The 22,452-nt window shown below is 39.0% G+C and carries 16 protein-coding genes; 7 read left to right on the top strand and 9 right to left on the bottom strand.

The annotated features are described in order from the left end of the window. The first annotated feature begins 385 nt into the window (after nt 1-385). Nucleotides 386-1,888, top strand: coding sequence for an FAD-dependent oxidoreductase (locus H4J65_RS01935; protein WP_182194747.1), 1,503 nt, complete (start codon nt 386-388; stop codon nt 1,886-1,888). On the opposite strand, the gene H4J65_RS01930 is transcribed toward H4J65_RS01935, so the two are convergent. From H4J65_RS01930 to H4J65_RS01920, 3 genes are all read right to left on the bottom strand, one after another. Next, entirely contained in the window at nt 1,877-2,566 is a 690-nt protein-coding gene (locus H4J65_RS01930; RefSeq protein ID WP_182194744.1) for a phosphoglycolate phosphatase, read from the bottom strand. The genes H4J65_RS01935 and H4J65_RS01930 overlap by 12 nt on opposite strands. Before the next feature lie 291 nt (nt 2,567-2,857). Continuing rightward, a complete protein-coding gene (locus H4J65_RS01925; protein ID WP_182135606.1) occupies nt 2,858-3,235 on the bottom strand; it encodes a ribosome recycling factor family protein in 378 nt (125 codons plus the stop codon). A gap of 56 nt (nt 3,236-3,291) precedes the next feature. Then, nucleotides 3,292-4,056, bottom strand: a complete 765-nt coding sequence (locus H4J65_RS01920) for a hypothetical protein (protein ID WP_182135607.1) — start codon at nt 4,054-4,056, stop codon at nt 3,292-3,294. Between the two features lie 275 nt (nt 4,057-4,331). Between H4J65_RS01920 and cysB the strand changes: the two genes are divergently transcribed. After that, nucleotides 4,332-5,306: an HTH-type transcriptional regulator CysB gene (cysB, locus tag H4J65_RS01915; protein WP_182135694.1), complete on the top strand. Its 975-nt coding sequence runs from the start codon at nt 4,332-4,334 to the stop codon at nt 5,304-5,306. A gap of 83 nt (nt 5,307-5,389) precedes the next feature. Here cysB and H4J65_RS01910 read toward each other — a convergent pair whose 3' ends face one another. The 3 genes from H4J65_RS01910 to pabB all read right to left on the bottom strand — a co-directional run bounded on the left by H4J65_RS01910 (nt 5,390) and on the right by pabB (nt 9,059). Further along, on the bottom strand, nt 5,390-6,766 hold the full coding sequence (locus tag H4J65_RS01910) for an L-serine ammonia-lyase (protein ID WP_182135608.1): 1,377 nt from the start codon (nt 6,764-6,766) through the stop codon (nt 5,390-5,392). Between the two features lie 186 nt (nt 6,767-6,952). Next, nucleotides 6,953-7,531 carry a CoA pyrophosphatase gene (locus tag H4J65_RS01905; protein ID WP_182194739.1) on the bottom strand — a complete coding sequence of 193 codons (579 nt, stop codon included), beginning with the start codon at nt 7,529-7,531 and terminating at the stop codon, nt 6,953-6,955. 88 nt (nt 7,532-7,619) lie between these two features. Beyond that, nucleotides 7,620-9,059 carry an aminodeoxychorismate synthase component I gene (pabB, locus tag H4J65_RS01900; RefSeq protein ID WP_259367470.1) on the bottom strand — a complete coding sequence of 480 codons (1,440 nt, stop codon included), beginning with the start codon at nt 9,057-9,059 and terminating at the stop codon, nt 7,620-7,622. A gap of 204 nt (nt 9,060-9,263) precedes the next feature. On the opposite strand from pabB, the gene H4J65_RS01895 reads away from it, so the two are divergent. The 3 genes from H4J65_RS01895 to H4J65_RS01885 all read left to right on the top strand — a co-directional run bounded on the left by H4J65_RS01895 (nt 9,264) and on the right by H4J65_RS01885 (nt 13,235). Next, nucleotides 9,264-10,790, top strand: a complete 1,527-nt coding sequence (locus H4J65_RS01895) for a fumarate hydratase (protein WP_182194736.1) — start codon at nt 9,264-9,266, stop codon at nt 10,788-10,790. Between the two features lie 260 nt (nt 10,791-11,050). Beyond that, complete coding sequence (locus H4J65_RS01890; protein WP_182135611.1) at nt 11,051-11,260, top strand: TIGR02922 family protein; 210 nt, start codon at nt 11,051-11,053, stop codon at nt 11,258-11,260. 463 nt (nt 11,261-11,723) lie between these two features. Then, entirely contained in the window at nt 11,724-13,235 is a 1,512-nt protein-coding gene (locus H4J65_RS01885) for a DNA recombination protein RmuC (protein ID WP_259367469.1), read from the top strand. A gap of 510 nt (nt 13,236-13,745) precedes the next feature. Here H4J65_RS01885 and H4J65_RS01880 read toward each other — a convergent pair. Beyond that, nucleotides 13,746-15,083: a sodium-dependent transporter gene (locus tag H4J65_RS01880; RefSeq protein ID WP_182194733.1), complete on the bottom strand. Its 1,338-nt coding sequence runs from the start codon at nt 15,081-15,083 to the stop codon at nt 13,746-13,748. A gap of 365 nt (nt 15,084-15,448) precedes the next feature. Continuing rightward, on the bottom strand, nt 15,449-16,720 hold the full coding sequence (locus H4J65_RS01875) for a glutamate-5-semialdehyde dehydrogenase (protein ID WP_182184242.1): 1,272 nt from the start codon (nt 16,718-16,720) through the stop codon (nt 15,449-15,451). Nucleotides 16,721-18,083: 1,363 nt separating this feature from the next. On the opposite strand from H4J65_RS01875, the gene proB reads away from it, so the two are divergent. Further along, a complete protein-coding gene (gene proB, locus H4J65_RS01870; protein WP_182135614.1) occupies nt 18,084-19,262 on the top strand; it encodes a glutamate 5-kinase in 1,179 nt (392 codons plus the stop codon). 573 nt (nt 19,263-19,835) lie between these two features. Beyond that, on the top strand, nt 19,836-21,308 hold the full coding sequence (locus tag H4J65_RS01865) for an NAD-dependent succinate-semialdehyde dehydrogenase (protein ID WP_182194728.1): 1,473 nt from the start codon (nt 19,836-19,838) through the stop codon (nt 21,306-21,308). Between the two features lie 245 nt (nt 21,309-21,553). On the opposite strand, the gene H4J65_RS01860 is transcribed toward H4J65_RS01865, so the two are convergent. After that, nucleotides 21,554-22,351, bottom strand: coding sequence for an ion transporter (locus H4J65_RS01860; RefSeq protein WP_182184244.1), 798 nt, complete (start codon nt 22,349-22,351; stop codon nt 21,554-21,556). Nucleotides 22,352-22,452: the final 101 nt, after the last annotated feature.

Genomic DNA, 22,452 nt, shown 5'->3' with positions numbered 1-22,452 from the left:
ATGGTAGTGTGGGAGTTCCCATGTGAGAGTAGGACATTGCTAGGCTTCTATTTAGAGAAACCCGTAGCTGACGCTACGGGTTTTTTGCTTTCTGGCATTTGATAAATAAAGCTTGAGTTAGCTTGATACAATATAAAAGGTTACAAAGCGTTAAGAAAACCCTCCAACCTCAGTCAATTGCTAGTTTTGAATAACTTATATCAAGATATTAATGCAGAATCACTTGATTATTTAACTACTAATTTTTATTATGTATCGAGATTATTTAAGCACTATTTTTCAATATAAAAAAGTACATCAAAATAGTTTTATAGTCCATATACCCTATGTAAATGACGTTCTTCTACGTGAAACTTCCCAATGAAAGTATTATATTGTCAACTTTATGAATAAAATCTTAACTCCTGAACCGCCATTTATAAACTCAAGTGTAAAAGTCGGTATTATTGGTGGCGGAGTGGCGGGATCAACTATTGCTTTACGTTTTGCTGAACTAGGCATTAACACTACGTTGATAGAAAAAGGCAAGAGTTTGGTGAATGGCCCTCCTTTTTGTCATTTGCATGCCGGTGGTAATTTATATCGAGAGATTTCTGAACAACAATGTATAACACTGTTGGAGCAGTCAATAGACACGGTAAAAGTTTTTCCGCATAGTGTTAACTATCGCCCGACTATTATTGCCTTACCGAAAACAGATCAAGGTGAGATTAATGATCTATTACCTCGCTTAAATAAACTGCGTGAACGTTACGCTGAACTCGTACAGCAAAATATTAGTAATAAAGTGCTGGGTGATCCTGAGCAATATTTTCTGTTATTTGACCGCAATGCTTTAGAGAGCTTAGCGAAACGAGTTTTACCCACTCAGATTGAAGCCAACGAAGACTGGTTGGTGGCTTTTGCTCAACAAGTGGATTTAGACAAATTAAAATTTCCCGTTCTGCTTGTGCAAGAATATGGTTGGTCTGCTTTTCGTATGGCTGCTATCGCCACACTCGCGATTGAAAAATTACCTTGTTGTCAGCTAAAACTTAATAGCCAAGTCGTCAATATTGAACACCAAGCTAGCGCAAAAAAGTGGCGTGTAACTTATAAAAACTCTCAAGATAACAATCACCAACAGGCTGATTTTGATTATGTTATTAACGCCTGTGGCTTTAAGAGCGGTGAGATTGATGACATGCTGCACGCTAAGCGCGAACGTATGGTTGAATTTAAAGCTGCATATGTTGCTCATTGGGCGCAATGCCAGGGCTTGTGGCCAGAAGTGGTTTTTTATGGTGAACGTGGCACACCCAATGGCATGGCACAGCTAACGCCTTACCCAGATGGTTATTTTCAATTACATGGTATGACACAAGACATTACTTTATTTGACAAAGGGTTAGTGGCCAGCGCCGAGCAGAGTGCACAGCCTAGATTGTTATCGCGGTTTATTAAAAAAATCGAGCAACAATGGCCGGAAAAGTTAATAAAGGATAGAACAGTCGGTTCTATTGAATACCTTGCACAATACATAACTAATTTTTCGCAAGCAAACGTTGCGGCTAAGCCCATGTTTGGCGCACAACAAATTCCTGGCGATGATGCCACCTTACGTGCGGCAGACGTTTCTTTTTATGGTAAGCATTATGCTCGTACCGAAATAGTAAAAGCATCTTCTGCATTGACAGCCGCGGATGTTATTTTACAAAATTTGCTTGATGTTGGTTTAGTTAGCTCAGCACAAGTGGGAGAGCATTTACATGACTATTATTTTCCTATCACTTTACAATGTTCAGAAGTAGAGGTGACTAATAAAGCGATTATGTTTGCTCGCCAACGGGATTATCCTGCAGCGTTAGCGAAAAATTTTATGTTAGCTAATTTTATGTTATCTGAGTAAGTCTAACAACTCAGCGAAGTTATCTAGGCACCAGTCAGGTTGGTAGACTCTAATATCTTCACCATAGTTATATCCATAAGTTAAGCCAATGCTTTGTATGTTCGCCGCCTTTGCCGCCAAGATATCGTTTTTAGAGTCACCTATCATTAGACATTGCGCTGCTGAGACTTTTAATGTTTCACAGGCATATAAAAGTGGTAAAGGATGCGGTTTGCGTTCGACTAAACTGTCGCCACCCAGTTGTAACTCAAATAAACCTTCAAGTCCAAAACCTCTAACAATAGGTTCGATAAACTCTGTCGGTTTATTGGTGATAATCGCTAACCGATAGCCCTGATTCTTTAAGGCTAATAAGGTTTCTCTTACTCCCTTATATAACCTTGATTCAACGCATAAACACTGTCGGTAGTAATTTAAGAAAATCGCCAAAGCTTTGTTTACTTTTGCTTCACTTAAGCTGTTATTTACAGCTGTATTGTTGTTAAAAGAGTGATGTAAAGCACGTTCAACTAAGGTTTTTGCACCATTACCTACCCAACTACGGATAATTTCTTGGGGAAATGTCGTTAAGTTTAATGCTAGTAGCATTTTGTTTATCGCTGCAGCAAGATCGGGAGCACTATCAACTAAAGTGCCATCAAGATCGAATAACAGTACGGTTTTATTTTCTGGGTTCATCTGAATCTCTTCTGTAATAAAGTGATTAATTGCGCTGATGCATCACTTTTTCTATTAAAATTTATTTATCAATGTATTATTTGATTGTTTAGAAAAATTACTTCTACTGTTCCATCCGCTGTATTGAATTTTTCAGTTATTGGCCACCTGAGCCAGTTAAAGTTATCCAAAGCTGCATTGAACCCAAGTTACAATTAACACTTCTCCACATAAACTGAGTTGATGTGTGTAGTATATCTTTCGTTATGGTTAATTAGCTATTAACTAACTCAATGGCTGAAAAGCGTTATTTTAACCAAATTCGAGGGTATCGATTACCCGTCTCGCTTCCGCTATTGTGCAGTCGGTACGCTGCATGAGCTCAGAGACTGTTATCTCAGGTTTGTTTTGAGCAATAGTTAATAACATGTCAAAGCCTAAATTTTTACGCTGTTTGGATAGGTGTGTTGCTAGCCATTGCCAACTTGTTTCTTCACTTTGCTCTATCAGGCTAATGGTTTGTTCTAGTTGTTCAAAAGTTGCTTTTAACTGCCAGTTCCGTGAGCGACCAATGCGGCTAATTTCGCAGCCTTGCTCACGGATTAAGGCTTTAAGTGCGTAGGCCTTTAGCACCCGACGCAAAAAAGAGGGTAGAGTAATATAAGGGATATGATTTTTTGGCGTTTTCATCAAAAGTTAGCCATAACAACTGGCATTGCTGACAGCTATTTGCCTCAAATAAAAAATTACCACTTTTTCTTTGGTTGAAATAGTAAGTCTAAATCATCTTCTTCTGTTTTGGCTTTTTTAGCGGCATCTTTAGCATTTGTATTGTTCAACGAAGAAGTAATATCTTCTAGCACGCTTTGTATTTCCTCACGCTTGCTAAGACAGTATTCAGTTTGAATAGGGCTTTCTGATATCGTTTGTAGGGCTTTTTCTAAATATTGTCTTGCCGACCCCAGCATTTCTTTTTGATAGGCTATTACACCACGTTTTTGCAAGGTTTCTACGCCAATTTTAAGTTGCATAGCAGATAATTTATTATCTTCTTGAGCAAGGGTTTGTGCATCTAAATTACCTTTTGACTGTTCTGACTTTAATATCACTCGCAATTTTTTTATGCATTGCAAAGCAGCGACTAATTGTTGCTCATTGTCAGGCAAAATAAAGATTTGCTCACCGGCTTGATGGCTAGTGTTAGATTGGCTAGTATTGACACGCTCTTGCATTTCTCTTATGCGTTTAATTAACGGCTTATCATCTGGTAATATTCTCGCCATAGATTTTGCTGCATTTAAACTGCGGTTATTAAGTATCAGAACTAAATGTGGATTATTTGGTAGGTTGGCAATACTTAAAAGTAATTCTTCCGTTTCATCGATGATGGCTTTTTGTTTTGCTGCTTTAGTTCGCTTTTCACGTTGTACTTTTTCTTTGTGCTGTTGAATTGCACCCAGTACCACGACAATGATAATTAAAGCGATAATTAAAGCGAAGATAATGCCCATGTTTAATTCTCTATTATGATAAATATAAATTACTAATACGCCAGTCTACAAAAATTGTTCGATGATGCAAAGGATAAAGCGGCTTCTTTTAAGTATTTGGCTACATTAGCTTGTTTGTGACATTTTATGTGCTCGATTCGACTAACAGATTAGCGGTTTGTTTTGTGAACAAATGGGTAATCAGTAAGTTATTTACACCTAATGTAAAAAATAATATGGAATAAATGTCTATTTAAGTATATATTTTTCGTCTAAGAAAACTCTGAATGGTAATTATGAAGCTGCAACAACTCCGCTACATCGTCGAAGTACTTAATAATAACTTAAATGTTTCCGCCACCGCTGAAAGTCTTTTTACCTCGCAACCTGGTATTAGTAAGCAAGTACGAATGCTTGAAGATGAACTCGGTATTCAAATTTTTGGCCGCAGTGGCAAGCACTTAACTCATGTGACACCTGCGGGTAATGAAGTTATTAACATAGCGACAGAGATTTTGTCGAAAGTTGAAGCGATTAAAGCGGTTGCTCGAGAACATACGCAACCCGATGAGGGCAAGCTGCGTATTGCAACGACTCATACTCAAGCACGTTACGCTTTGCCTGAAGTTATTCAAGGCTTCATGAAGAAATATTCAAAAGTTTCATTGCATATGTATCAAGGCACACCAGCTCAAATTAGTGATGCGGCAAGTAAAGGTGATGCTGACTTTGCTATTGCCACCGAGTCTTTACATTTGTACAACGATTTAGTGATGCTGCCTTGTTTCCATTGGAATCGCAGTATTATTGTAAAAGCGGATCATCCACTCGCTAGTAAACAAAATATCACTATTGAAGATATCGCTCAATATTCCTTAGTAACATACGTCTTTGGCTTTACGGGACGCTCAGAACTAGACGCCGCTTTTAATGAAATGGGTGTTGAACCTAAAATTGCTTTTACAGCAACTGATGCTGATGTGATTAAAACTTATGTGCGGCTTGGGGTCGGTGTTGGAGTTATTGCCACCATGGCGATGGATCCAAAAATAGACCATGATTTAGTGACTATCGATGCAAGTCATCTATTTAGTCCAAGTACGGTTAAAATTGGCTTTAGGCGTGGTACTTTTTTACGGGGTTACATGTTTGACTTTATTGAGCGTTTTGCGCCACATTTAAATCGAGACTTAGTCACCAAAGCTATCTTATTGAAGAATAATGCTGAGATAGATGAAATGTTTGCCAATATTAAGTTACCTATGCGTTAAACGTAAAAGTAGCTATAAAAAAACCGTATTATTTAATACGGTTTTTTTGTTTTTAAGAGCTGATTTTTACATGAAAGTGAATACTAACACTCGGTAATATTAACCGCTAAGCCACCACGTGAGGTTTCTTTATATTTGGTTTTCATATCATTACCTGTATCCCACATGGTTTTGATCACTTTATCCAATGATACCTTTTGCTTACCTGTACCTCTAAGTGCCAAACGAGAAGCGTTGATTGCTTTTACTGAACCCATGGCATTACGTTCGATACAAGGAACCTGTACTAGGCCTCCTACGGGGTCACAAGTTAATCCTAAGTTATGTTCCATGCCTATTTCCGCGGCATTTTCTACTTGCTCTGGGGTTCCACCCATAATTTCTGTTAATGCACCGGCTGCCATTGAACATGCAACGCCTACTTCTGCTTGGCATCCGCCTTCTGCGCCAGAAATAGTAGCATTGGTTTTATATAAAATACCGATGGCTGCTGCGGTTAATAAATAACGAATACAGTCTTGGTCATCTACGGGTTTAATAAATTTATCATAATAGGATAATACCGCAGGAAGTATTCCTGCCGCGCCATTGGTTGGCGCGGTTACCACACGACTGCCGGCTGCATTTTCTTCATTTACCGCTAAGGCAAATAAATTAACCCAATCCATGGCTGACAGTGGGTCGGCATTTTTTTCAACGCATAGTGCTCTGTGTAAAGCGGGCGCTCTGCGAGTGACTTTTAAACCGCCAGGCAATATACCTTCGGTGACTATGCCACGTGCAATACTTGCTTTCATGGCATCCCATATTTCTATTAGACCCGAGCGAATACTTGCTTCATCTTGCAAACACTTCTCGTTATCCATCATGATGGTACTAATACTTAAGCCTTTCTCATTGGCTATTTCTAACAGCTTATCAGCACTAGAAAAGCGGTGAGGGCGATCAATATTGGCATGAGTTGATAAGGCTTTGTCTTTTTCTTTTTCAAAGTCGCAATCTTTAACAATGAACCCGCCACCAATGGAGTAATAGGTTTCTTCGAAGATGACAAGATCACCACTATAAGCAAAAAATGTCATGGCGTTAGCATGTGCGGGCAGGGATTTTCTGCGATGGTAGATAATGGCATTGGCTTTAGGGAAAGCGACAAAATGCTGCATATTCAGGTTTATTTTTTCGCTCGCTACCACCTCAGCTAAAATAGATTCTATAGAATCAACTGGAATGGTTTCAGGGCTTTGCCCCGTTAACCCCAGAATAACGGCTTTACCGGTACCATGACCAATACCTGTTTGACCTAATGAGCCAAACAGTTCACATTTCACGCGATCTGTCTTAATTAATTTATTATCTGCTATAAGATTTTGAACAAACAATTTTGCTGCTTTCATTGGGCCAACGGTATGAGAACTGGATGGGCCAATTCCGATTGAAAACATATCAAATACACTAATCATAAGAAAACCTGAATATATACTGTTATAAGTGGGTGGAATTAAAATTTTGTTCGGTTATTGTAGCTGAAAGCTTTCAACATGCAAAACAAAAATTTGGTTCAATGGGTATAACTATAGCTAATATTTTTTATCGGTTGGCTCAAGCGTGATATTCATTAATTGACTGTTCATTTAATGCGTATCACGCTAGTTTCTTTGGTTTAATAAAATACTCAAGTCATGCAACATAGCGGCGGTTGCCCCCCAAATATTGTAGTCTTGATAAGGCATATAGTGCACATTGTGTTGCTTGCCATCATGATAAACCGGTACTTGAATATGATGTTGTCGTTGCAAAAAGTGTGATAAAGGCACATGAAACACTTCTGAAACTTCATTTAGGTCAATTTGATAGCTGCTGTTATTTGAAATAAGGGCGACAATCGGCGTTACTTCATAACCTGATATAGTTTGGTAAGGTTTAAGTTGCCCAAGTACCTCTATGCAACTAGCGTGTAGGCCTATTTCTTCTTGTGTTTCACGCAGTGCTGTTGCGATCATATCATCATCATAGCGCTCGACTTTACCACCTGGAAAACTGATTTGTCCTGGGTGATGGGTAAGATGACTGGCACGTTTGGTCAATACCACTTCAAGCTGGCCTTGATGATGGACAATGGGGATCAAGACCGCGGCACTTTTAAGCTTATGTCGGTAGCGAAATTTATGTGCTGAAGCGGGCAATGCTTGCATTTGAAAGCGCTGTATAAATTCTTCTCTAGTCATACACACCTTAACGCTACTCTAAAAGTGCCAAGTTCTCTGGGGCTACTTGGCGTTCGGGGGGGCTTTATCTTTGATACTCGGCCTTAGATTATGCCGAGTTTAGTTGGCTTAATACCGGCAAAATTTTACGCACTTTATCGTAAGTTTCTTGATACTCGCTGTCAACATTTGAATCGGCGACTAAGCCACCGCCAGCCCAACAATGTATTTGCTGATTGTGACAAACTAAAGTGCGAATGGTGATGCTAGTATCCATATTACCGCAAGCTGACAAATATCCAATAGAGCCGCAATAAATACTACGTTGGTGAGGCTCTAATTCTTCAATGATATCCATGGCTCTTATTTTTGGTGCACCGGTAATAGAACCGCCAGGAAACGCAGCACGTAATAAATCGCTGCCATCATACTGTGGGTCTATCTTACCTTCCACAGTGCTTACTAAGTGATGTACGGCTGGAAAGCTTTCAATGGCAAAAAGTGCTGGTACGGTTACTGTGCCGGGTAGACAAACACGACTAATATCATTACGTAACAGATCAACTATCATCAGGTTTTCTGCTTTATCTTTACTGGCTTGCTGCAGTTCAATGGCGTTAGCGTGATCTTGGGCTGCATCATCGCTGCGTGGGCGGGTACCTTTAATCGGCTTACTTTGTACTTTATTATCGACCAGTTGTAAAAATCGCTCAGGTGAAATACTTAAAATGGCACTCTCCTCAAAACGTAAAAAAGCTGAGAAAGGTGCTATGTTTGCTTGTCTCAAGGCACAATACGCTTGATATTCGCTACCGGTATATTGGGCGGTAAAACGCTGGGCTAGATTGATTTGATAACAATCGCCAGACAGCAAGTAGTCATGCACTTGCTTAAATTTATCGCGATATTGTTCAGGCGCCATATTTGATTGCCACGGCGTAGTTAACTTGAAATTATTTTCTGGCGCTTTTAGCTCAACGACTTGTTCAGTAGCTTGCGCTTTATTTTGTAAAAGGGCGCGGTTAAAAAATGCAATAAAATCCGCTCTTTGTTCATCAAGACATAACAACCAAAATTGTTGTAATTTTCGATCATAGATTACCGCATGTTGGTAGATACCAATGGCCATTTCAGGTATATCAATATCTTTACTGTTTTGCTGTTTTATGGCCTCAAAACGTTTACCTAAATCGTAGGCGAAATAGCCGACTGCACCGCCTTTAAAAGGCAAGTCGTGTTCAGTAATCTCGAGATGACTAAAGATCGCCTTTTGTTCACGTTTTAACAACAATAATGGGTCGTCATGACTGTGATACTCACTGTTGTCGAGTTTATGATTAATGCGAGTCACATTACCGACAGTGGTTAGTGTGGTATGAGGTTGCCAAACCATAATGTCATAGCGGCTATCAACATGGCTACTTTCACAGGAGTCTAGCCACATTGCCCAAGGTTGCTCAGCAAGTGTGGCAAAAAGTGACTGACTATCAAAGCTTAGATCAAGCTGCAGTAATTTAGCGGATAGCTGCGTTGGGGAATTAGTCGGCAAAATATTCTCACAGGTTTTATGTTAAGTCATTATATTCAAACTACCTTGAGCTATTCAATGCTGCAGTTCGAAGTGGGGTTGCTATATTTGATCGTTATTATTAGACCATTTGATACTAGTAGGTCTTTAACAAGCAAGGTATGATATCGGCAAATTTATAACTTTCAACTCTTCTCTCGCCCAATTAATAAAAAAGAGACCGTTATGGCCATTATTAAACAAAAAGATTTAATCGAAAGTGTTGCAGACGCGCTGCAATATATTTCTTACTACCATCCGCTAGATTTTATTCAAGCACTTGAAAAGGCTTACCACAAAGAAGAAAGCCAGGCAGCTAAAGATGCCATTGCGCAAATTTTAATTAACTCGCGTATGTCGGCTCATGGTAAGCGACCTATTTGTCAAGATACCGGTATTGTTACCTGTTTCGTCAAAGTGGGTATGGCTGTGCAGTGGGATAACACCGATATGACAGTGCAGCAAATGGTGGATGAAGGCACGCGTCGTGCTTATCTTAATCCTGATAACCCATTACGTGCATCTATTGTTTCTGACCCTGCAGGTAAGCGTATTAATACGAAAGATAATACGCCAGCGGTTGTGCATATTGAGATGGTGCCAGGTGATCAAATAGACGTGATGATCGCGGCCAAAGGCGGCGGCAGTGAAAACAAATCTAAAATGGCGATGTTAAACCCAAGTGATTCTATTGCTGACTGGGTTGTTAAAACTTTACCTACTATGGGCGCTGGTTGGTGTCCGCCGGGTATGCTGGGCATAGGTATTGGTGGAACGGCTGAAAAAGCGGGTGTATTAGCTAAAGAAAGCTTAATGGAACCCGTAAATATTCAAGACCTTATCGACCGTGGTCCAGAAAATGCCGAAGAAGAATTACGTTTAGAAATTTACGATAGGGTAAATAAACTTGGTATTGGCGCTCAAGGCTTAGGGGGTTTAACAACGGTTGTTGATATCAAAATCATGTCAGTGCCTACTCATGCGGCGTCAAAACCCGTAGTGATGATCCCAAATTGCGCGGCAACTCGTCATGTACACTTTCATCTTGACGGCTCGGGTCCTGCCGACTTAACGCCACCTAAATTAGAAGACTGGCCAGAAATCACCTGGGAAGTGGGTGAAAATGTTCGTCGCGTTAACGTTGATGAATTATCAAAAACTGATATTAGTACTTGGAAAACTGGCGAAACCGTTTTACTTAGCGGCACCATTTTAACCGGTCGTGACGCGGCTCATAAACGCATTCAAGAAATGTTAGCTGCTGGAGAGAAATTGCCGGTAGACTTTACGGATAAATTTATTTATTACGTGGGGCCTGTTGATGCGATAGGCGATGAAGCCGTAGGCCCAGCAGGACCAACAACAGCAACCCGTATGGATAAGTTTACTGAAATGATGCTTGCAGAAACGGGTTTGCTCGGCACTATCGGTAAAGCCGAACGTGGCCCTGAAACCGTTCAGTCAATTAAAAACCATAAGTCGGTCTATTTAATGGCGGTGGGTGGCGCAGCCTATTTAGTTTCTAAAGCTATTAAGAAAGCAAAAGTAGTGGCTTTTGAAGATATGGGTATGGAAGCTATTTACGAATTTGTGGTTGAAGATATGCCAGTCACTGTCGCTGTTGATAGTTTAGGTGAATCAGTTCATGTCACTGGGCCAGCAATTTGGCAAGTAAAGATTGAAGAGCTAGACAGAAAATCAAAAGAAAAATAACCCGTTAGATTAGTATAAACGCCCATTAGGGCGTTTTTTTTTGGTCAAAATAAAGGTCTTAATATCAATGGAACTAGCCAAAAACACCAGCGAAATGTTATTGAAGTGCTATTAAAATGTTACGTGAAAAAAGTGAGGTGTTGTTTAATATAATAAAAAAAGATAGTTAATTAATTGCATGACGACTTTGTATTTCTGCTGTAGAATTTTAATTAATTCATCTAGTTATAAAGCTAAATTTGAAAGGTTGCAAATTATTAATGGACGAACATAACGATGTTGAACATCGCCTTATTACTATCATTTTTTATAGTGATATATCATTAAAACTTATGCATGAAGTGCGCACGTTTCCGCAAAGTAAAACCGGTCGAGTCGTGATCCCCGCAAGCTTTAAACTGGATAAATCTATCATTGCGGTTTGTGATGGTGCCGTTGCTATTATCGATAAGTTTGGCGACAGAATCTAATAACATCAGCCATGGCTGTTTCAGGTTAGTGATACCAATCTCACTAATTATCTAATCATTTTTACTGATTAAAATAACCCACTACTGCGTTATTTATTTAATAATTAGCACAACTAGTGATTAAATAAATGCCTTATATTTGGCCATTTTTACTACGTATAAAGTAGACTACCTAATTAATTAAATGGGTATGAACAAATCATTTTTACTACTAGCTGTTTTTATTGTTTAACTAATAGCTAGCTGTTGTGACTAAAATCACGCTATGTGACTAGATAAAACTAAAGTAGTGATTATTTTGTCTGGCATAAATTTAAACGTGTCTTTTTAGGTTATTGATAAATTGTTTGTATTGGCTAAATATGTATTCATTAACCGACCCGAGTTGATGTTAAATAACGATTAACCTTATTAATAAAGTATGCTTTAATAACTGTTAATATTTACAGTATTTGGCTTTACAATGAATTCACTATCCAACTCTTCACTTAACCCGCCACTTGACTTCCCATTCAATTCACCTTGGTTAGCTTTAGATAATTTTCCTGTCTTGGTCTTTATGGTGCTAGTATTAATTATTAGTTTAATTATCATTGCGTTAGTGTTATTTCGCCAAGTAAAAAAAAGCCAAGTATCCTCTCTAGCACAACAGCAACTTTTGCAGCAGTTAGCTGAAAAAGTAAACCTTAGTTATGAAGTTAACGGCAATAATCAGCAGCAACTACAACAACAGTTAAGTTTTAATCATCAGCAATTAGCTCATCAGCAAAGTGAACTAAAAACCTACTTTGAGCAGCAAATCTCTGATTTTAAATTAAAATTATTACGCCAACATGGTGAGCAAGGTGAAAAACAAGCACAGCAACTATATAGCCATAGTGAGCAACTTAAAAAGACCTTATATGAACACCACATCACTTTTAATGATAATCAACGCAACGCCACAGAACAATTATCCAGCCAACTTACAGCAACCTCTAAACTTGGCCGAGAAGAAATGGCAAAATCACTGCATTTATCCAGTGAGCAAATGGCTAAAAGAATTGATGACTTAACGATTTCAACTGATAACCGTCTAAAAGATATTAGTGGCCAGGTCGAAAAGCGTTTAGCCGACGGCTTCGAAAAAACCACCAAAACCTTTAATGACATTTTACAACGATTAGCTTTGATTGATGATGCACAGAAAAAAATTACTGAACTGTCCACTAATGTGGTGAGCTTGCAAGAAGTACTGTCAGATAAACGCTCACGTGGTGCTTTTGGCGAAGTACAGTTAAATGCTTTAATTCGTAACGTATTACCGGAACAGCACTTTTCACTGCAACATACCTTGTCAAACGGTAAAATTGCTGACTGTATTTTGTTTCTACCTAAGCCAACCGGTAATGTGGTGGTTGACTCCAAGTTCCCGCTAGAAAGCTTTAAAAAAATGGCTGACAATACCTTAGGTGAATTTGAGCGTAAAGCAGCCGAGCGGCAATTTAAAATTGATATTAAGAAGCATATTAATGATATCAGCGATAAATATCTCATTGAAAAAGAAACCGCCGATGGCGCGATAATGTTTATTCCAGCAGAAGCTATTTTTGCAGAAATACATGCACACCACGGTGACTTGGTTGATTATGCCAATAAAAAACGCGTCTGGTTAGCCTCGCCAACAACACTGATGGCGATTTTAACCACCGCACGTTCAGTGTTAAAAGACGAAGCAACCCGCAAACAAATACATGTTATTCAAGCGCATTTGTCGCATCTTTCAGCTGATTTTTCTCGCTTTAAGGGCCGCTTTGCCAATTTAGCAAAACATATTGATCAAGCGGCAAGTGACGTAAAACAAATCCATACCTCAGCGGATAAGATTAGCAACCGTTTTGATAAAATAGAGCAGGTAGAATTAAAGCAAGAAGATAAAGAAGAAAGTGAAAAAGAAGCAGAGGAAGAAGAGAGTGTAGCGATAACATCGGAATAAATACGACTATAACTTGAGTGCTCTAGCAGCAGTAGGTTAATGCTCAATCATTATCAGAGCTATAAATTATATGCTCATAGCTAACAGTAAGTGCTAACAGCGAACGCTAAATACCAAGTTGCCCACGTCGATATTTTACCTCGGTATTACGCTTGGGCAATAACATCAAAGCTCAATCCTAAACAAAGTGTAAAGTTAGCCCTCCAATATTATACCGACCTAAAACCGCTCGAAATAATATGAGCCAATAATTGAGATAGTAAACGCTTAGCTTAAGTACTTATAGGTACATCTTTATATACCTATAGGATTAATAAGGCTTGCCAGTTAAGTTTACGGCATAAATACCGAGCTATAGTTGGATGATAATGCTTTTAAAAACGTCCCTATACACTGGTATAGGGACGTTTTTAAATGATGGTTTACGCTAATAGGCTAAAGTAAAGTTAATCGCACAATTAGCAATTCCATCTATTTGACTTACCTTAATTTAACTTAAGTGAAGCGACTTTAATTTAATATAGCAACATTGACAAAAACTACCGTTAACAATAACGGACAAACAAAGCGTAAATAATTGCCCCATATGGGTAACCACTTTCTGCCTTCTTGCAAAGACACATCGCGTAGCTTGTTACCGCGTTTCCATAACCAGCCAACAACAATAAAGTAAAACAAACAGCTCAGTGGCTGTAAAATAGTCGTAAGTAGACGAATTACCATGCCAAACAGGCTATCAAAAAATGTGATTATGGTCATACTGGCGGTTAATACAATGGCTGATACCAACCAAGTTGCCTTAGAACGGCTAAGATTTTTATCTTCAACAAGATAAGCCACAGGTACTTCTGTTGAGGAAATGGTTGAGGTGAGGGCAGCAATTGATAATAACGAAAAAAAGCCTATGGCTACTACCATGCCTATGTTGCCCATAGAGTTAAAAAGCTCAGGCAATATGTTGAAAATAAGTTGACCCTCACCAATTAACTTATCACCTTGAAATACTTGCTGTCCGGCGGCTTCTGCAACATAAAGTGCTGGAATAATTAATAAACCAGCCATAAAAGCAATAAAGGTATCGAGTACGGTAATAGAAATAGCGAGCTTACCTATATCGTCATCTTTCTTCATATAGGAGCCGTAAACCATCATGCCACCAACGCCAATAGAGAGTGAGAAAAAGGCTTGGCCCATGGCAGAAATAATTAACTTTGGATTAGTGACCTGTGAAAAATCGGGTATTAAATATGTTCTTAAACCTTTTTCAGCCCCGGGTTGTTGCAATATGTAAGTAATTAACGCGACTAGCATGATCAATAAAACTGGCATTAATCGCGCAGACCACTTTTCAATGCCGGCGTTAACCCCTTGATGAATAATAGCCGCGCCAAGTAATATAAAAACGGGTGTAAATAATAAATTTCTTAACGTGCTTGATGTAGCAAGCCACTGAGAAATATCATGATAACCTAATAACTCTGCAAGTGGTGATATTGCATGTGCGAGCATCCAGCCAGCCACAATGGTGTAGAAACTTAACATCATGATAGCGCCGCCTAAACCAATCAGACCGGCATATTTACCAAGCCTTGGTGCGGTATCGCGACAAGCATCTTCTAATGCTGAAACTGGGTTTTTCTGTGCTTGGTTGCCAATATAAACTTCGGCATAAAGTGCCGGTAGGGCAAGTAATATGGTAACGACTAAATAAACAAATAAAAAGGCGCCACCACCATTATTGGCTGCTTGAGTTGGAAAACCCCAAATATTGCCTAAACCAATGGCCGAACCTGCGGCAGCGAGAACAAAACCTATTCTCGAATGAAATGAATCTCTGATATTACTCATAAATGATAATTATTATTGTGGTTGTTAATGCTTTGGTTTGAGCTTACCTAGTTAACACGGGTTAGCAAAGTTTTTTTAACGATTTGTTGGTTTTGATTTTATGTTTTTATCATTTTATTTTTGCAGGCTGACTTATGGGCTATTAAGTAAGCAATAGTTAATAAAACGTTAAGGATTAAAAATTTTAAATGTACAAGAAGGGTTTAAAAACATGGACCGTTTCTATAAATAAATTGCTAAGACATTTTTCTATTTCATCATTTTGTCGAAATCGATGGCCTGCACAAAGATAAAATAAACATAAAGCTATTAATCAATAGCGATTAATAGCTTTATGTTTTACTTAGTTCATCTTGTGCTTAGGATTAAGGACGGATTTGTCCTTGGCCAGCAACACGATATTTAAATATGGTTAGTTGCTCAAGACCTACAGGTCCACGTGCGTGAATTTTACCGGTAGCAATACCGATTTCAGCGCCCATACCAAATTCACCACCGTCTGAAAACTGGGTTGATGCATTATGCATCACTACCGCTGAATCAACGGCGCGCATGAAAATTTCTGCGGTTTCTGCGTTTTCAGTAATAATAGCGTCAGTATGTTTAGACGAGTGCTGGTCGATAAAATCAAGCGCTTCTTCTAAATCGGCTACAACTTTGACCGATAAAATAGCGTCAAGATATTCGGTGTCCCAGTCAGCGTCATTAGCGGGATTAATTCGTGCGTCACAGGCTTGAGCTGCAAGGTCACCTCGAACTTCACAATGCTCTAAGGTATTAAGCAATTTAGGCAAAAACTCAGCAGCTATTGCTTGGTTTACGACTAAACTTTCGGTCGCACCACAAACACCGGTTCTACGTAGTTTGGCATTTTTAACAATACTCAATGCTTTTGCTAAGTCGGCGTCTTTATCAATATAAATGTGGTTGTTGCCATCGAGATGCAATAATGTTGGCACCTGAGCTTCGTTTCTCACTAGCTCTACAAGGCCACGGCCACCACGAGGGATAACTAAGTCAACATATTCAGCACAACGCAGTAATGCAGCAACGGCAGAACGGTCATCGGTATCAACGAGTTGTATACAAGTGGTTGGTAAATTAGCTGCACGCAAGCCTGTTGCCATACACTCAACAATAATGCGAGTAGAATTAAGACTTTCAGAGCCGCCACGCAATATCACCGTATTACCTGATTTTAAACATAAGGCACCAGCATCTGCACCCACATTGGGGCGAGACTCATAGATCATGCCAATAACACCGATAGGGGTTGATACACGGGTTATTTTTAGGCCATTGGGACGATCAAATTCTGCTAGAGCTCGACCAATAGGATCGGGTAATTTGGCAATGCTTTCTAAAGCGACAGCCATAGCTTCGACTCTTTCAGGGTTCAATTCAAGGCGATCAATAAATGACTCAGCTTTACCCGCTTTTCTAACACTTAAAACGTCTAAAGCATTTGCTTCGAGTAGTGCTGGCGTATTCTGACGTAAAGCATCGGCGGCAACGGTTAATGCTTGGTTTTTTTGTTCGGTAGTGGCACTGGCCAGAATCTTGGCTGCGGCTTTAGCCTGCTTACCAAGATTTTCAATCATAGTTTCAGTATCGATAATTTTATTACTATTTGACATAAATGAGTTTCCTTTTGCTTATTCGCTTCACTCTAAACTGTTTGGTAAATTCAAGGTTATGCTATTGAATGGTTAACTTTTATTTTTATTGCCAATATTTATATTAAAAATAATATTAAAAAAATAGTAAAAGTTCAGCTTAAAGCACTTAGTAGTATTCACTGTGCTCAATACTACTTTAGATGTTAATTTAATCGTTATTTATTTAACCTTGAGCCACTTCATCACCTTGGCGAAGAAGTATCAACGCAGCGCGACTGGCTGTTGAGCAGTCGCTAAAACGGTCGAGTTAATGAGTGTATCTCATTTGACATTTTATTTAGACGCTGCTAATTCTGTTTCCATTGTACCATTTTTACTGATCACTTAGTTGCATCATATTTAGACGTGCTGTTCGTGCGTCATTGGCAGTTCCATTGAACCACCAAGTGTGTCGAGTAACTATGCTTTGGTGGTGCGAGGTAAAAACCCCATTGTTATCGCTGATTCAATTCAGTAGCGCGTAATTTTAAAAGCATAAACAGAGCCGTTTCTCACCAATACTGTCACTCGGTTTAGCTCAGCTTCGCTGGCAGCCAAATCCGTATAACCCAATGCTTTAGTTAACCCAACGACAGTGTCTAATTGCGCTAACACCTCGACCAATTTGCGCCAGCACATTTTGCATCAAAGACAGAATCGTTTGTTTGCCAACCCGCTTTTCTATTGAAGATACCGAGTAGCCCTCGGCGATAGCAATAAGGTAAGCTGAATCAGTAAGGTAGCGACAATAGGCTAACCATACTTTTTCAATAAGTGCGCTTTAATCGCCATAACCTTGATTAGACAGCTCTTTAATTGCTTGTGTGACAACAATACTGGGAGGCGTTTTGACTAAAGAAGGGTTAATGATGGTCATTGTCTGATCAGTAGAAGTTACCCAGTGAGTCAACAATGAAGCACAATCGTCCTACAACCAATCATAATTAATGACACAAAACTCCTCATGCTTTTAGTTTGCTGTTGAATGAAATACAGCCTGTTTTGCAAGTGTTCAATATAATCTTAAAAACTCGTTTTGCATTCGTTTTGCAAAGGTGATTTTAAGTTCAATTGAAAAAATAGGGTTTTTAGTATATAATCTCCCAACTCATTTGTCGATTGTTGTCAAATTTTAACGTTTTTTAAAACGTTTCAGCAATTTTTTATCTATCTTTTATCTATCATCCCCAAGGCAATATATTGCTAGTAAAACTGATGTTTTGATAATAAGATAATCGCACAACGACAAAAAATATTACGGAAATATCTGTAGACTTATGCACCAACTTTTTATTGGTTCAGCCCAGATGTTTAATTATATTAATCAGAAAACGGAGTCATTTTGCCCTCATTCGAACAACCAAAATCAGAAAAAGTTTCACGAATCAAACCTCGTATAGTCATTAAAGTTGGCTCGAGCCTTTTAGCAAACGTTAAGAATTTAACACCTAGTTTCGCCTTCATGCATGGCTTGCTTAGTGATATTTCTGCGTTACGTGATCAAGGATACGAAGTTGTACTTACGTCTTCAGGATCAGTTGCATTAGGTCTTAATACCGTTGGCTGTACCATTGAAAACGCCAGCGTTCAAGACAAGCAAGCAGCAGCGGCTTGTGGACAACCCATCTTAATGCATGCTTATAAGCAAATTGCATTAGAGTATGGTTTTGATATTGCACAGGTATTAGTTACCTTAGATGATCTCGAAAATCGACGTCGCTTTCTTAACGTCAAAAATACGGTACACCGTTTGATAAAACAGGGTGTAATGCCGATTGTCAACGAAAATGATACCGTGACCACCGAAGAAATTCGTGTTGGTGACAACGATAGACTAGCAGCGAAAGTCGCTCAAATGATTGGTGCTGAGTATCTGTTTATTTTAACTTGTATCGACGGCGTTTATGACCGAAACCCTTCAGAAGAAGGTGCGATATTTGTTGAGTCTATTGAAGATGTGAGCAGTTATATGGAAGCGGCAAGCAGTACCAGTTCTTTAGGTACCGGCGGTATGCTAACTAAATTGCAAGCAGCAAATATGGCACAGAATGCCGGTTGCACCACCATTATTGCGAGAGGAACAATGGAAGATCCTGTTACTGCAATACTACGTGGCGAACGCAAGCACACCAAATGTATTGCCCATTCATCTCCTTCATCGGCATGGAATATTTGGTTAACAGATCGCTTGCAAATGGCTGGTAGCCTAGTGATAAAACAAGATGTAGCTGACTCATTATATGGTGGTGACGATGGTTTTACCTGCCATGATGTTGTTTCTATACACGGAAATTTCGAACGTGCAGACGTACTTCACGTCTATGATGAAAAAGGTGAAGAAATAGCACGTGGTTTGTGTAATTTCTCATCAGATGAAACTGCTATTATTTCAAGCCGTCCAGAAGAGACTGTTGAGAATATACTTGGCTATGCTGCATCACATCGTTTGATTAACAGTGAAAATTTAGTCGTATTGGCTGAACATCATCTTTCTTGGGATGAACCTGTTCAAGGTGAATAGTTAATCACTTTGATATAACAACAAGGGCCGCTGTTGAATACTAATTTCGCTTTATCTGCGTTACTGTCGTATTCAAGCGGCCTTATTTTTATTTAAAAATTCTTACTACCCCTAATTTATTTTCACTTCAAAAAATTTAATAACCTTTATTTTTACTCTTAGCTTAAATGCTTAAGTGCTAATTGGCATAACTGAGTTTAAGTTTTAGCTAGGCTGATGATCACTATATTTCCCCGCACAACAAGATCACAAACTTAATGAAACTGCTAGAGCCTGTTATTTTATAACTTTTTATTAAAGTCATCGTTAGTATCGATTTGATTAATGAGGAACTCAGCTTTTTTATAACTGAAAATGAATAATGACCAGTCATAAAACGTAGTCAGTAGTTAGGCTACTTATAAATCTCATCACAGAGCAGCTGTTTATGTTAACCCTTAACGTGAGCAAGTAATTAATCAAATGGGCATAAATAGCTTTTACTTATTTTAAGATCATCAGCAGAGATGTCAGTTGACGTATTCCTTATTTTAATTGATATTCATAACTAAACAGATTGCAATGGAGCTTAATATGCAAAATAACTCAGATCTTGGTTTACAAGATAGTCAGTTAGTTAAAAATTGTTCATACATTAATGGTCATTGGCGTAGCAGTGAAGCTCAGATCATTGTGACCAATCCAGCTGATGGCAGTGAAGTGGCGAAGGTCAGTAATGCTGGTGTTGTTGAAACAGAATTAGCGGTAAATGCCGCTAAAGGTGCATTAAAAATGTGGTCGGGAAAATCGGCTAACGAACGTGCAGGCATAATGCGTAATTGGTTTAATTTGATGATGCAACATCAAGACGATCTTGGGCGAATATTAACCTTAGAACAAGGTAAGCCACTTGCCGAAGCTAAAGGCGAAGTAGCTTATGGCGCGGCATTTATTGAATGGTTTGCAGAAGAAGGCAAGCGGGTTTATGGTGATACTATCCCAGGACCATCAGGGGATAAGCGCATTATAGTGATTAAACAGCCGGTAGGTGTCGTTGCCTCGATCACACCCTGGAACTTCCCTAATGCTATGATCGCCAGAAAAGCCGGGGCTGCACTAGCCGCCGGTTGTACCTTCGTTGTTCGTCCGGCAACACAAACACCACTTTCAGCGTTAGCCATGGCTGAGCTTGCCGAGCGAGCAGGCATTCCTGCAGGGGTATTTAATGTGGTGGTTGGTGACGATGCTAGTGGTATAGGCAAAGTGTTAACTCAGCACCCTGATGTTGCTAAGTTTACCTTCACAGGGTCAACGCCCGTAGGAAAAACGTTGTTGAGCCAATGTGCTACAACCGTGAAGAAGGTATCAATGGAGTTGGGCGGCAATGCGCCTTTTATCGTTTTTGCCGATGCTGACATTGATGCGGCTGTACAAGGGGCGTTGCTTTCAAAATATCGTAATGCTGGCCAAACTTGTGTTTGCACTAATCGTATTTTCGTTCAAAACCAAGTGTTGGAAGAATTTACTGAAAAATTCACAGCTAGCGTGGCGAAATTAGTTATAGGTAATGGTTTAGATGACGGGACTATTATTGGTCCTATGATTTCTAGCCAGGCGGTTAATGATGTTGATAAATTAGTGCAAGCATCTATTGCCGCGGGCGCGAAAGTCATTTTGGGTGCTAAGAAAGACCCCGCGGGCGAAAACTTTTACCAAGCAACAATTTTGAGTCATGTTACCAATGATATGCCCGTTGCTAAAAATGAAATATTTGGTCCAGTTTCTCCCATTATCGCCTTCGATAATGAAGCCGAGGTCATCGCTATGGCTAATGATACAAAATTTGGTCTAGCCGCTTATTTTTATGCCAGAGATATTGGCAGAATTTGGCGTGTTGCTGAAGGGCTTGAGTATGGAATGATTGGCATTAATGAAGGCATTATTTCTAATGCTGCTGCGCCATTTGGTGGTGTTAAGCAATCAGGTAGTGGCCGTGAAGGCTCGAAATATGGCTTAGATGATTATTTAGAAATTAAATATTTATGCCTGGGTGGTTTAGATAAATAGCGCTATTGTGCCAGTATTATCACTCGCTTTATTGATAATGACGCAGCGGATAATCACTAGGTATTAGCGATTTTCAGCCATGTTAAATAGGGCTTGACTGGTTAAACGATAGGGTTAAATTTGCTGTTACTTGCAGTGACGCCAGATTTTTATGTTATTCATACTGATAATTAAAAGTTGTCGATAAAGTTATCAGTATGGCTAAGGCGTTAACTTGTAACGCGCGTAGCCAAAAAGCCACTTACCTAGTGATCCTTTTTGTTATCCAGCTGCAAAATAAGTGTTTTTAATTCTGTTATCTCTTGTTTTAAGTCACTCAACGTTGGCTGATTTTTGTTCTTTACTTTTGAGCGCTCTTCTTCCATCACATTAACCACAATGCCAATGACCATGTTGAGAAAGGCGAATGCGGTAAAAAAGATAAAGGTCATGTAGTAAATCCAGCTATAAGGATAAATTTCCATCGTCTCATACTGAATGTCGGTCCAATCTTCAAACGTCATCACCCTAAAAAGTGTCAGCATCGATATAGCGATGTCACCCCATAATTTCGGGTTAATGGTATTAAACAAAAAACTACCAACAGCCGCATAGATATAAAAAATTATAAACATCAACAACACGACATAGCCTAATTGCGGCATGGCCTTAACCAGTGAGTTAATGAGTATTCTAAGTTCAGGCACAACAGAAACCATTCTTAAAACACGAAACACTCTCACTAATCTAGCCAGTAAAGCCATTTCAGAATCATTTATCGGGATAAGGCTGATAACAACAACTAGCGTATCGAAGATATTCCAAGCTGATTTAAAAAAGTTTATTTTCTTTTCTTCTGTCAGAAAGCGTAACGAAATTTCAAATAAGAAAAAAAGTGTGATGAAAGTATCGAGCAGTGAGGTAATAGAAATAGCTGTATTTGAAAGCGGGAAAGTCTTAGCGCCAATTTCAAGTGCAGAAATTATAATGACACAGATAACACTTAATTCGAAAAATTTATTGTTTTTTAACTGGGTGAATGCAACTTTAGTTTTCTGATACATTGGGATAACTTTAATCATGGATTATGGGGATATTTAACCTCGGATTATAAGCCTTTTGTTACGCTTTTGGCTAAGTTTTTAGTGAAATTTTTAGTAAAGTT

The organism is Colwellia sp. MB02u-9 (assembly GCF_014077085.1).
Classification (GTDB): Bacteria; Pseudomonadota; Gammaproteobacteria; order Enterobacterales; family Alteromonadaceae; genus Cognaticolwellia.
The sequence above is the reverse complement of the archived record's forward strand: the minus strand, read 5'-3'. Positions and strand labels throughout refer to the sequence as shown.

Coding starts and splice junctions, on each gene's coding strand:
- H4J65_RS01935 (WP_182194747.1), top strand. CDS start 386: ATGAATAAAATCTTAACTCCTGAACCGCCATTTATAAACTCAAGTGTA.
- H4J65_RS01930 (WP_182194744.1), bottom strand. CDS start 2,566: ATGAACCCAGAAAATAAAACCGTACTGTTATTCGATCTTGATGGCACT.
- H4J65_RS01925 (WP_182135606.1), bottom strand. CDS start 3,235: ATGAAAACGCCAAAAAATCATATCCCTTATATTACTCTACCCTCTTTT.
- H4J65_RS01920 (WP_182135607.1), bottom strand. CDS start 4,056: ATGGGCATTATCTTCGCTTTAATTATCGCTTTAATTATCATTGTCGTG.
- cysB (WP_182135694.1), top strand. CDS start 4,332: ATGAAGCTGCAACAACTCCGCTACATCGTCGAAGTACTTAATAATAAC.
- H4J65_RS01910 (WP_182135608.1), bottom strand. CDS start 6,766: ATGATTAGTGTATTTGATATGTTTTCAATCGGAATTGGCCCATCCAGT.
- H4J65_RS01905 (WP_182194739.1), bottom strand. CDS start 7,531: ATGACTAGAGAAGAATTTATACAGCGCTTTCAAATGCAAGCATTGCCC.
- H4J65_RS01895 (WP_182194736.1), top strand. CDS start 9,264: ATGGCCATTATTAAACAAAAAGATTTAATCGAAAGTGTTGCAGACGCG.
- H4J65_RS01890 (WP_182135611.1), top strand. CDS start 11,051: ATGGACGAACATAACGATGTTGAACATCGCCTTATTACTATCATTTTT.
- H4J65_RS01885 (WP_259367469.1), top strand. CDS start 11,724: ATGAATTCACTATCCAACTCTTCACTTAACCCGCCACTTGACTTCCCA.
- H4J65_RS01880 (WP_182194733.1), bottom strand. CDS start 15,083: ATGAGTAATATCAGAGATTCATTTCATTCGAGAATAGGTTTTGTTCTC.
- H4J65_RS01875 (WP_182184242.1), bottom strand. CDS start 16,720: ATGTCAAATAGTAATAAAATTATCGATACTGAAACTATGATTGAAAAT.
- H4J65_RS01865 (WP_182194728.1), top strand. CDS start 19,836: ATGCAAAATAACTCAGATCTTGGTTTACAAGATAGTCAGTTAGTTAAA.
- H4J65_RS01860 (WP_182184244.1), bottom strand. CDS start 22,351: ATGTATCAGAAAACTAAAGTTGCATTCACCCAGTTAAAAAACAATAAA.